Here is a 12,014-nt window from a genome sequence, read left to right on the forward strand (position 1 = left end):
AAGACCCCCGTGAAGCGTGGGCGCCACCCTAGCGCAATCGTGGCGGGGAATAAATGCTTGTCGCTGGCGAGCACGAGACAGGAGGCGATTCATGACGACGACATGCAGAGTGCCGCATCCCTTGTATGGTGCCGGTCAGGTTCAGGCGCTGGATCGGCGGCTGACCGATGCGGGCATGGCGGGCTTCGAGTTGATGCAGCGTGCCGCCCAGGCAGCATATACCGCCTTGCGCTCGCGCTGGCCGGAAGCGCACCGCCTGAGCATCTTGTGCGGTGGCGGCAATAACGCCGGCGATGGTTATGTGATGGCGGCGTTGGCGGCGGCTGATGGCCTCGATGTGCAGCTCGTCGCTTTGCGCGACCCCGCGACGCTGAGCGGCGACGCAGCGCGGGCTCATGAAATGGCCTGGCAGGCGGGGCTGGATGTCATCGAATGGCGACCCGAGACGGTAATCAATGGCGATGTGACGGTGGATGCACTGCTGGGTACCGGCGCCACGGGGGAGGTCCGCGAACCACTGCGTAGTGCCATCGAGATGCTCAACGCGGCGCCGCGTCCGGTGCTGGCAGTGGATGTTCCCTCAGGCCTTTCGGCACAAACCGGCAGCGTAGCTGGCGTCGCGGTGCGGGCGAGCCTGACGGTCACGTTCATTGCCGACAAGTTTGGGTTGCATACCGGTGCCAGCGCGGATCATGTCGGCGAGCTGCATGTCGAAACCTTGGGCGTGACACCTCAAGCGCATGACGATCTCGTGCCATTGGGTGAGTTGCAGACGGCCGAGATGCTGCAACGGGCACTGCCGCCGCGACCACGTGGTAGCCATAAAGGTGACTTCGGGCATGTGTTGGTGATCGGCGGTGGCGCCGGTTTCGGGGGCGCCGCCTTGATGGCCAGCGACGCCGCGTTGCGAAGCGGGGCAGGCAAGGTCAGCTTGGCGACCGCTGCCGCGCATGTCGCAGCCAGCTTGGTGCGTAGCCCGGAAGTCATGGCGCGCGGGGTGGAAGATGCCAAGGAGATACGCGAACTGCTCGGCCAAGCCTCTGCTCTGGTGGTGGGCCCGGGGCTCGGGCGTCAAGCCTGGGGACATGCGCTTTGGCAGGCGGCGCTCGAGGCGGGAGGGCCCAGCGTCCTCGACGCCGATGCACTGAACTGGCTAGCCGAAGAAGCCCCCCGTCGCCGCGACGACTGGGTGTTGACGCCGCACCCCGGCGAAGCGGCGCGTTTGCTGGGGGTGTCCAGTGCCGAGGTTCAGACCGATCGGCGTGCGGCAGCACTGGCGTTGCATGAGCGCTATGGCGGCAGTGTGGTGCTCAAGGGCGCAGGCACCTTGATTGCCGACGCCGACGGCGTCGCCGTGTGCCCGTATGGCAATCCGGGCATGGCGAGCGGTGGCATGGGGGATGTGCTCTCCGGGATTGTCGGCGCATTGCTGGCACAGGGCCAAACGCCGGGCGACGCGGCGCGGCATGGTGTCTTGATGCATGCTCTGGCCGGTGATGCAGCGGCGCGAGACGGGGGAGAGCGTGGTCTGGTCGCCACGGATCTGGCATCCTATGTGCGCGCAATTGCCAATCCGCGCCCCTTTGAGGCCATGCGATAACGCGAGAGTCACGATAGATGCAATGCTTTCTGCCACATGAAACCGCGCACGTCGCCTTTGGGGAAGCCCTGGGTCACGCTCTGGGCGGCCGCGGGTGTGTTCACCTGGAAGGGGAGCTGGGGGCCGGCAAGACCACGCTCACGCGTGGCATTTTGCGTGCCTACGGCCACGTTGGTGCAGTCAAAAGCCCTACCTATACCTTGGTGGAGCCTTATGCGCTGCAGGGCGTGGAGGTGTACCACTTCGACTTGTATCGGCTAGGGGATCCCGAAGAACTCGAGTTCATGGGCGCACGCGATATGCTCGGTGGCGGCGGCCTGAGTCTGATCGAATGGCCTTCGCGGGGGAAAGGATGGCTGCCCTCGCCGGACCTGGTGATACATCTGGCATTGGCGGGAGAAGGCCGTCAAGTGACGCTCGAAGGGCTCAGTCCGCACGCTGAGGCAGTGATGGCGGCATTATCCTCCATTCGTCAGGACAAGGAAGCCGACGCTTGAAGTCGTTCAACGATCAGCCCGGTCAGATGCGGTACCACGCGAGTGCCATGTGGGTATTCACGCGCCTTGTCATGCTGGCAGTACTCGCCATGAGCCATGCAGCACCTGCCCAGGCTGCCGATATCGAAAACATCCGGCTCTGGGCGGCGCCTGACCATGTTCGCGTGGTCTTTGACCTGTCCGGCAAAGTGGAAAGCTCCATCTTCATGCTCAACGACCCGCGTCGTCTGGTCGTCGACTTGAAGGATACACAACGGGCCTTCGATCCCGATGAGATTGAGCTGGGCGATAGTGCCGTGAGCGATCTGCGGACAGGGATTCATAACGGAGATGACTTGCGTGTGGTGCTGGATCTCAATCGCAAGGTCATCCCTCACCATTTCATGCTGCCGCCTGCGGGTCAGTATGGCCATCGTCTGGTGATCGACCTGGATTACCCGGGAGAGAGTGCACTTAAGAAGCCGATCGACCCCATCGCGGCGATGATTCGTGAGCAGGAGATGAGTGCCGAGAGAGCAGTGGCCAAGGCGAAGGCCGAAGGCAAGGACCCTGCCCGGGTCCTTGCCCGTCGGAACAGCAAAGCCAAGCCACACCCCAAACGGGACATTATCATCGCCGTCGATGCAGGGCATGGTGGGGAGGATCCCGGTGCCATCGGGCAGAATGGCACTTATGAGAAGGATGTAGTGCTGGCCATCGCGCGCAAGCTGAACGCAAAGCTCAACGACACCCCGGGATTCAAAGCATTTCTCACTCGAGACGGCGATTATTATGTCGGACTGCGCCGGCGGACCGAGTTGGCGCGCAAGCAAAAGGCCGACTTCTTCGTGTCGATACATGCCGATGCGGTCAAGAGTCGTGGTCCCAGCGGGAGTTCCGTCTATGCGCTATCCCAGAACGGGGCGACGTCGGAGACGGCCCGTTGGTTGGCCAAGACGGAGAACCGCGCCGACCTGATCGGCGGCGTCAATGGGCGTCTCGACCTCTCCGGCAAGGATGAAGTGCTGCGTGGTGTCCTGCTCGATTTGACCATGACCGCGACGATGAACGATTCCTTGAGCACAGGCGGTCAAGTGCTCGATCAGTTGGCACAGGTCAATGAGTTGCATAAGTCTCAGGTGGAGCAGGCAGGCTTCGTGGTGCTCAAGTCGCCGGACATACCATCGTTGCTGGTGGAGACGGGCTTTATTTCCAACCCCGCAGAGGAAAGACGGCTCCAGTCACCGATGTTTCAGGCGAAAATAGCGGATGCCATCGGCGATGGCATTATCGCGCACTTTCGCCAACAGCCGCCGCCCAGCAGTTTGCTGGCGTGGCGACAAGATCAAGCACGAGGTGCGGCCCCGAACGAATATCGCGTACGACAGGGCGATACGTTGTCGGAAGTCGCCTCGCGCTACGACGTGACGATGCTGGCCCTCAAGCAGGCCAACGATCTCAATGGCGATATCCTGCGTGTGGGACAGGTGCTGAAGATTCCCCAGTCGTGACGTATGAGCATGACGTCGCTGCCGTTGGCGAGGCACAATAATGGCCATGACTGACTCTAGACGTATACATATTCTCGACCCCCGGCTCGCCAACCAGATCGCCGCTGGCGAAGTCGTCGAACGGCCGGCTTCGGTATTGAAGGAACTGGCTGAGAATGCCATCGATGCGGGCAGCCGGCGCATCGAGATCGATCTCGAAGCCGGTGGCGCCCGTTTGATTCGTGTGCGAGACGATGGGCGCGGCATCGCCGAGGAGGACCTGCCGTTGGCGTTGTCACGGCATGCCACCAGCAAGATCGCTTCGCTGGACGATCTCGAAGGCGTGGACAGCCTCGGTTTTCGCGGCGAGGCGCTGGCCTCGATCAGCTCGGTCTCGCGGCTCGAGCTCATTTCCAATACGCAGGATGAGCCAAGCGAGGGCTGGCGGGTGGTCGCGGAAGGACGCCAGATGGAGCCGCGTGTGAGCCCTGCGCCGCACCCTCGCGGCAGCTCGGTCGTGGTTCGCGATCTGTTCTTCAATACGCCCGCACGGCGCAAGTTCCTGCGTACCGAAAAGACCGAATTCGGCCATGTCGAAGAGGCGTTCCGGCGGCTGGCGCTATCGCGTCATGACATCGCTTGGGTGTTGCGTCATAACCAGAAGGTCGTGCATCAGTTGCGGGCCGGCGACGAGCCGGCGGCAATGGAACGGCGCGCCGGGGCGCTGCTGGGCCGTAATTTCCTCGAGAATGCCCTGCACGTGGATATCGAGGCGACCGGTTTGCGCCTGTGGGGCTGGGTCGGGCTGCCGACGCATTCCCGCGCACAGGCAGACCAGCAGTATTTCTTCGTCAATGGTCGCGTCGTGCGTGACCGCCTGGTCGCCCATGCCGTGCGTCAAGCCTATCGCGATGTGCTGTTTCACGGACGTCACCCGGTTTTCGTGCTTTACCTCGAGCTCGATCCGCACGTGGTCGATGTCAACGTGCACCCTACCAAGCACGAGGTGCGTTTCCGCGATGGGCGCCTGGTACATGACTTCCTGTTCTCGAGCCTGCACCGTGCACTGGCGGATGCACGCCCCAATGACGCTCCCACGGGCGTGGCGGCCGAGCGCACAGGCGACGACGTGCCGACACCGCAAGCCTCTGCCACCGAGGAGCAGGCGCCCCCGCGCTGGCAGCAGCAGGGCATGGCGCTGGGCGCCGAACAGGAACGCCCCGCCGCGCATCGCGTGCGTGAGTTCATGGCCGGTTATCAAGCCTTGCATCCTGAACATGAAGAACAGTTATTGACACCGCAGCCGCCGCGTACCGAACCCGAGACGTCTCCGGTCAAGGAACCCGACGCCCAGGTTGCGGCGATGCCCGAGGCCGATGCGACCCAGGCACCGCCACTGGGATATGCGGTGGCGCAGTTGCACGGTGTCTACATCCTGTCTCAGACCGCGCGTGGCCTGGTCGTGGTCGATATGCACGCCGCCCACGAGCGCATCACCTACGAGCGCATGAAGCAGCAAGTGCATGGCGATGGGCAGGCCCTGGGGCGGTTGCAGACACAGCCGTTGCTGGTGCCGATATCGCTGGCGGTCAGTGGCCGCGAGGTGGAAACCGCCGAACGCGAGCGCGAAACCTTCGAGCGCCTGGGCGTGGAGCTGGATGTTGCCGGGCCGGAGACATTGCTGGTGCGTCGCGTGCCGGTGCTGCTTGATAACGCCGATGTCGAAGCGCTGATTCATGACATGCTGAGCGATCTCGAACGTTTCGGTCGTTCGGACAGAGTCGAAGCGCATATCAATGAATTGCTTGCCAGTATGTCGTGTCATGGTAGCGTGCGGGCCAACCGCCGGCTGACGGTGCCCGAGATGAATGCGTTGCTGCGTGACATGGAGCGCACCGAACGTAGTGGGCAGTGCAATCACGGGCGTCCGACCTGGACCGAGATGTCGATGCACGAGCTGGACAAGCTGTTTCTTCGTGGCCAGTAACGCTGGTCATCGACCGTTTTCAGGATTTTCGATGAACGATACGCGGCCACTGGCCATTCTCTTGATGGGGCCAACGGCGGCCGGCAAGACCGATTTGGCGATTGCCCTGCGCGAATGCCTGGGGGGCGAGTTGATCAGCGTCGACTCGGCGATGATCTATCGCGACATGGACATCGGCACCGCCAAGCCATCGGCGGAGGAGCTGGCACGGGCGCCGCACCGTCTGATCGATATTCGCGATCCCGCCGAAACCTATTCCGCTGCCGAGTTCCGCGAGGATGCTCTGGCGGCGATGCGCGACATCTCGTCGCAGGGGCGTATTCCCATCCTCGTGGGTGGCACCATGATGTATATCAAGCGTTTGATCGATGGCGTGGCGGAGTTGCCTGCCGCAGATCCAGCGTTGCGTGACGAGCTGGCCCTGCGCGCCCGACGCGAGGGACTCGAGGCGTTGCATGCAGAGCTCGCGCAGGTCGATCCGGTCGCCGCGAGGTCCATCCATCCGCATAACCGACAGCGCCTGATGCGGGCGCTGGAGGTCTATCGCCTGACGGGGCGGGCGCTGGGTGAGCTGTGGGCGGAACAGCCGCGTGAAACCTTTCCCTGGCGTCTCGTGTCCATAGCGCTGGCACCTCCTGAGCGCCGAGTGCTGCATGCGCGTATCGCGCAGCGCTTCGATAGCATGTTGGCGGGAGGCTTTCGCGAGGAGGTCGCCGCCCTTCGCGCGCGCGGTGACTTGCATCCCGGACTCCCCGCCATTCGCTGTGTCGGCTATCGCCAAATGTGGGAACATCTCAATGGCGAGATCGACGAAGACACGATGCGCGAGCGGGGACTGGCTGCGACGCGGCAGCTCGCCAAGCGTCAGTTGACATGGCTGCGCAATTGGCAAGGTGCGCGGTGGGTCGATAGCGACGCGAGCGATATGCGTGAGCAGGTATTGAAAATCGTGCGCGGAAGCGGCACTTAGCGTAAGATGACCGGTCACGACAACGCTTGGCGAGCGGCGCCGCGAAAAGCAGTGCCATCGCGAGAAGCGGCTGTGACCCTTCGAAAACGACCATAAACCACAGCGAGAAGTTAGGGAGAGCAAAATGTCCAAAGGACAGTCCCTTCAAGATCCGTACTTGAACATTCTGCGCAAGGAGCGCATTCCGGTTTCCATCTTTCTGGTGAACGGTATTAAATTGCAGGGGCAGATCGAGTCTTTCGATCAATTCGTCATCCTGCTGCGCAACACCGTGAGCCAGATGGTATACAAGCACGCCATTTCCACGGTCGTGCCATCCCGCAACGTTCGTCTTCCCGTCCAGGACCCGAATGCCCCGGCGGAAGAAGACGTTTGATCGAGAGGCGCTGATTGTTTTTCGAACGTCCCGACGCCGGTGAGACGGCGGTTCTCGTCCATGTGGATTTCCACGACGAACAGGAGCGCGAAGATCCGGGAGAATTCCTGGAACTGGTGCGTTCCTCGGGTGTGACGCCGGCGACCCTCATCGAGGGGAGTCGGCGTCGTCCCGATCCCAAGACATTCATCGGTAGCGGCAAGTTGGAGGAAATTCGCGAGGTGCGCGAGCTCCACGGTGCCGATATCGTCATTTTCAATCATGCCTTGTCGCCTTCACAGGAGCGTAATCTAGAGCGCGCCCTGAAGAGTCGCGTGCTGGATCGCACGGGGCTTATCCTGGATATCTTCGCCCAGCGCGCGCGCACGCATGAGGGTAAGCTTCAGGTCGAGTTGGCGCAGTTGGAATACATGTCAACGCGCCTGGTGCGAGGCTGGACCCACCTGGAACGCCAAAAGGGCGGGATCGGTTTGCGCGGCCCGGGGGAAACCCAGCTCGAAACCGACCGACGCTTGTTGGGTGGGCGTATCAAGGCGATTCACAAGCGGCTGGAAAAGGTTCGTACACAACGCGATCAGAACCGCCGTGCACGCTCACGTGCCGAGATTCCCAGCGTGTCTTTGGTAGGTTATACCAATGCCGGCAAGTCGACGCTGTTCAATACCCTGACTCACGCAGAGGTGTACGCCGCCGATCAATTGTTCGCCACGCTCGATCCCACGCTGCGGCGTATCGACGTGGAGGATGTCGGGCCGGTGGTCATGGCGGATACCGTGGGATTCATCCGCCATCTGCCACACAAGCTGGTGGAGGCGTTTCGCGCCACCCTGCAGGAAGCCACCGAGGCTTCGTTGTTGGTGCATGTCATCGATGCGGCGGATCCGGATCGCGATTTCAACGTGGCGCAGGTCGGTGCAGTGCTCGAGGAAATCGGTGCTGACGACGTGCCCCAGCTGCTGGTCATGAACAAGATCGACATCTTGGATAGCGCGCCCCGTCTTGAGCGTGACGAGCACGGGCGCCCACAGATCGTGTGGCTCTCGGCGCGTGATGCACGCGGTTTCGAATTGCTTCACCAAGCACTCGGTGAGCTACTGGCCGAGGACTTGCTAGAGGCCAGTTTGACGCTGGAGCCCGATCAGGGAAGATTGAGGGCGTCGCTGCATGCGTTGAATGCCGTGCAGCAAGAACAATTTGACGAGCAGGGCCGCATCCTGCTGGATATCCGTCTGCCTAGACGCGATTTCTTTCAGCTGATGGCCCGTCTCGGTGATAAGGCAGCACATTATTTGCCGCCGGGAGCCCTCGATCGCCCGGAATGGGAGCGCCACTGACAGTCCCCGTCATGGGCGTCCCTGGCGAGATGCATCGCAATCAATGCAGTGGAGAAGACGTATGGCTTGGAACGAGCCTGGTGGTGGAAATCAGCAGGACCCGTGGAGCGGCGGCGGTGGTCGCCGCGGCAGCGGCGGGGGCAATGGAGGCAATAACCAAGGCCCGCCGGACCTCGACGAGGCGCTGAAGAAGTTTCAGGACAAGCTGAAGCGCATGATGGGTAAGCACGGTAAGCGTGGCGGCGATGACAACGGCGGCTCATCTGGCGGCAAGGGGAATCCCTTCATACTGCCGGGTGTACTGGTGATCATCGCGCTGCTCATTTGGGCTGGCTCAGGGTTTTACGTGGTGGATCAGTCCGAGCGTGGCGTGGTGCTACGTCTTGGCAAATACCACGATACGGTCGAGCCCGGCTTGCACTGGAATCCGACGTTCGTCGATCAGGTAACGATGGTCAATGTGACGGAAGTACGTTCTTTCAGTCAGACATCCTCCATGTTGACCAGTGATACCAACATCGTGACGGTGCGCTTGTCGGTACAGTATCAAGTGTCGAATCCGCGTAATTACGTACTCAATGTGCGGGATCCCGAACAAAGCTTGCGTAATGCGCTGGATGCCACGTTACGGCATGTGGTGGGTGCAAGCGGCATGCAGAACGTCTTGACAAGTACCAACGAAGTCGACGAGGTCAAGGAGATTGATAAGGGGGGAGATGTGCCGGATATCCCGGCGGATGTGACGGACCCCGGCGAGTTGCCGATCATCACCATGACGCCACCAGTACCCGACTCCTTGCTCAGTGGCCGTGAAGAGCTGGGTCCGGAGGTCGCCAAGCGTTTGCAGGCAACATTGAACGCTTATGGATTGGGGCTGGACCTGCAGGCGGTCAATCTCGAGAGTACGCAAGCGCCGGAAGCTGTGCAGGATGCCGTGGATGACGTGATTCGTTCACGCGAAGATCGCCAGCGATTGATCAACGAAGCGCTCGCTTACGATAATGCCCTGCAACCACGTACCGAAGGTGAGGCCCAGCGCATCATCGAGGAAGCCACCGGCTATCGCAAGGCCGTCGTCGCCAAGGCCCAGGGTGAAACCAGCCGCTTCCTTGCCGTGCTGGAAGAGTATCAGCAGGCACCTGATGTCACGCGTCAACGCCTCTATCTGGATACGATAAGCGAGGTGCTGGGCAAGAATCGCAAGGCATTGGTAGACATGGGGTCGCAAAACAATTCCATGATTTATCTCCCGCTGGATCAGCTTCGCCAGTCGAGCTCGACGAGTGGCACTAACGCCGATAAGCAGCAACAGATGCAGGCATTGGACTCGGTATCCCAGCAGGTTCAAAACGAGCCTCTGTCCGGTAGCGATAGCAGCAGCAGCGGACGTCAATCGGACGGAATTATGCGGGAGGGCCGTTGATCATGGTTAACAATCGAGCCTTAGGAATCGTTGCAGTATTGGCCGTAGGTGCCTGGCTTGCGAGCGCTAGCCTGTACGTGGTGACCGAAACGCAGCGTGCCATCAAGCTGCGTTTCGGCGAGGTTGTCGAAACCGATATCCAGCCGGGCTTGCACTTCAAGTGGCCGGTGCTCAATACCGTGCGGTTTTTCGATGCGCGGGTGCAGACACTGGAAAGCAAGGAAAGTCGTTTCCTGACGGCGCGCCGCAATGCCTTGATTGTCGATTCCTATGTCAAATGGCAGGTCGTCAATCCGAGCCTTTTCTATGAGGCGACGCGAGGCAACATGGCGCGGGCTGAAAGCATTATCGAGCCGCGTGTCGAGGAAAGCCTGCGTAATGCGTTCGGCAGCCGCGAAGTGAGCAACATCATTAGCGAAGACCGCAACGAAATGCTGCACAAACCTCAGCAGCGTCTCAATGAAGAGCTTCGTGAAGAAGTGGGTGTTGCGATATTGGATATTCGCTTGAAGCGTGTTGAATTGCCCAAAGAAGTACGGCAGGCGGTTTTCGAGCGCATGCGGACCGAACGCTACGCCGAAGCACGTCAGTATCGTGCGCAAGGCAAGGAACAAGCCGAGCGGATTCGCGCACGGGCGGATCGTGAGCGTCAGGTCAAGCTGGCGGAAGCACGTGAAAAAGCGGAAACCCTGCGTGGCCAAGGGGATGCCAAAGCTGCGCAGATATACGCGAATGCCTATCAGCAGAATGAAAGTTTCTTCAACTTCTATCGTTCGCTTGAAGCCTATCGCAACAGCTTCGACAAGGGCGACGACATGCTGGTGCTGAGCCCGGATAGCGAGTTCTTCCGCTATTTCCGGTCAGCGGATGGGCGTGATGACAACGTTGGCGAAGCGGGCGCCGCCGCTACGGGCAGCGCCGAGTAGGTCGAAACTGGCCTCCGGGGGCAATCCCGCCGGGGTACATCCGGAGGCCAAACGTGATAGACTCTTGACACCGGGCGCCGCCCGGTTTTTTTGTGGCCCATACGCGAGTATCGATGCCTTTGCAGCAGCGATTCGTGATGGGCCGATGCGTTTCCGGTATAACGTGACAGCGCCGTCTCGTCCTCAACCGACGATGCCACTACGCCACTCATTTCTGGCAGGACCGAAAAATGACCATCGCTGACCGCTGGCTGCTTCCCGACGGAATGGATGAAGTGCTTCCGCCTCAGGCGACGCGCATGGAGCATCTGCGCCGTGCATTGCTCGATCTGTACGATCGCTGGGGGTATGACCTGGTGATTCCCCCGGCGGTCGAGTTTCTCGACTCGCTGTTGACCGGCACGGGCACCGATCTCGATCTGCAGACGTTCAAGCTCACCGATCAGCTTTCCGGGCGGATGATGGGCGCCAGCGCGGATGTGACGCCCCAGGTGGCGCGTATGGATGCGCATTCGTTGAAACGCAGCGGGCCGGCACGGCTGTGTTACTGCACCACCGTTTTGCGCGCCAAGGCCGACAAGCATCAGGGCGGGCGCAGTCCGATCCAGGTCGGCGTGGAACTCTTTGGCCATGCCGGATTGGACGCGGATATCGAAGTATTGCGATTGGCGCTGACGGGGCTGGAAGTGTCAGGGGCCGGCGAAATGCATCTGGCGCTCAGCCATATCGGCATCTATCGTGCCTTGGTGCATGCGGCGGCATTGAGTGACGACAGCGAGCATGCGCTGTTCGAGGCGATCGAGCGCAAGGCGTTCAACGATGTCGATGCCTTGGTGGCGCGGGATGTGCACGATCCTGCACTCGCCGAGATGCTGCAAACCCTGCCGCGCCTTTACGGTGGGCAAGATGTGCTCGACCAGGCCCGTGAAGCCTTTGCGGGGGCTCCGCCTGCGGTCGCGGCGGCGCTGGATGAGTTGCAGGCGTTGTGCCGTGCCGTGACGTCCAACCATCTCAGCGCCGAGGTCTATATCGACTTGGCCGAATTGCGTGGATATCAGTATCACACGGGCATGGTGTTCGCGGCTTATGTTCCCGGTTATGGTCAGGCCCTGGCCAAGGGAGGGCGTTACGACGATACCGGTCGCGCCTTCGGTCGAGCGAGGCCGGCGACGGGATTCTCCATGGATCTCAAGCTGTTGGCCTCGCTCGTCGAGAGTGGCCCGCGGGGCGATGCCATTTGGGCGCCGGCCGACGATGATGCCACGCTTACTCAGACGATTGCACGCCTGCGTGCGTCCGGTGAACGGGTCATTCAGGCGCTGCCCGGTCAGCGTGTAGGGCCCCGCGAACAGCGTTGCGACCGACAGCTAGTGAAGACCAATGACGAATGGCGGGTCGAACAGCTCGCGTAAATCGGCGGATCCTTTGATCG

General features: G+C 61.4%; 10 protein-coding genes. All 10 read left to right on the plus strand.

Going from position 1 to position 12,014, the window contains the following annotated elements:
- The first annotated feature begins 91 nt into the window (after positions 1 to 91).
- The 10 genes from C8E00_RS00825 (at position 92) to C8E00_RS00870 (ending at position 11,994) form a co-directional block, all read left to right on the plus strand.
- The gene (locus C8E00_RS00825) at positions 92 to 1,600 is read left to right on the plus strand and encodes an NAD(P)H-hydrate dehydratase (protein WP_133693437.1); all 1,509 of its coding nucleotides are present in this window, start codon (positions 92 to 94) and stop codon (positions 1,598 to 1,600) included.
- Positions 1,601 to 1,617: 17 nt separating this feature from the next.
- Positions 1,618 to 2,097, plus strand: a complete 480-nt coding sequence (gene tsaE / locus C8E00_RS00830) for a tRNA (adenosine(37)-N6)-threonylcarbamoyltransferase complex ATPase subunit type 1 TsaE (RefSeq protein ID WP_133693439.1) — start codon at positions 1,618 to 1,620, stop codon at positions 2,095 to 2,097.
- Between the two features lie 71 nt (positions 2,098 to 2,168).
- Complete coding sequence (locus tag C8E00_RS00835) at positions 2,169 to 3,587, plus strand: N-acetylmuramoyl-L-alanine amidase (RefSeq protein ID WP_243833096.1); 1,419 nt, start codon at positions 2,169 to 2,171, stop codon at positions 3,585 to 3,587.
- Between the two features lie 46 nt (positions 3,588 to 3,633).
- Entirely contained in the window at positions 3,634 to 5,553 is a 1,920-nt protein-coding gene (mutL, locus tag C8E00_RS00840) for a DNA mismatch repair endonuclease MutL (protein ID WP_133693441.1), read from the plus strand.
- Positions 5,554 to 5,584: 31 nt separating this feature from the next.
- The gene (miaA, locus tag C8E00_RS00845) at positions 5,585 to 6,523 is read left to right on the plus strand and encodes a tRNA (adenosine(37)-N6)-dimethylallyltransferase MiaA (RefSeq protein WP_133693443.1); all 939 of its coding nucleotides are present in this window, start codon (positions 5,585 to 5,587) and stop codon (positions 6,521 to 6,523) included.
- A gap of 124 nt (positions 6,524 to 6,647) precedes the next feature.
- On the plus strand, positions 6,648 to 6,899 hold the full coding sequence (gene hfq, locus C8E00_RS00850) for an RNA chaperone Hfq (protein ID WP_133693445.1): 252 nt from the start codon (positions 6,648 to 6,650) through the stop codon (positions 6,897 to 6,899).
- A 14-nt stretch (positions 6,900 to 6,913) separates the two neighbouring features.
- A complete protein-coding gene (gene hflX / locus C8E00_RS00855) occupies positions 6,914 to 8,233 on the plus strand; it encodes a ribosome rescue GTPase HflX (RefSeq protein WP_133693447.1) in 1,320 nt (439 codons plus the stop codon).
- Between the two features lie 61 nt (positions 8,234 to 8,294).
- Positions 8,295 to 9,656, plus strand: a complete 1,362-nt coding sequence (hflK, locus tag C8E00_RS00860; protein ID WP_133693449.1) for an FtsH protease activity modulator HflK — start codon at positions 8,295 to 8,297, stop codon at positions 9,654 to 9,656.
- Positions 9,657 to 9,658: 2 nt separating this feature from the next.
- Entirely contained in the window at positions 9,659 to 10,582 is a 924-nt protein-coding gene (gene hflC / locus C8E00_RS00865) for a protease modulator HflC (protein WP_133693451.1), read from the plus strand.
- Positions 10,583 to 10,812: 230 nt separating this feature from the next.
- Positions 10,813 to 11,994, plus strand: a complete 1,182-nt coding sequence (locus tag C8E00_RS00870) for an ATP phosphoribosyltransferase regulatory subunit (protein WP_133693452.1) — start codon at positions 10,813 to 10,815, stop codon at positions 11,992 to 11,994.
- Positions 11,995 to 12,014: the final 20 nt, after the last annotated feature.

This window comes from Chromohalobacter marismortui, assembly GCF_004364315.1.
In the GTDB taxonomy this organism is placed as follows: domain Bacteria; phylum Pseudomonadota; class Gammaproteobacteria; order Pseudomonadales; family Halomonadaceae; genus Chromohalobacter; species Chromohalobacter marismortui.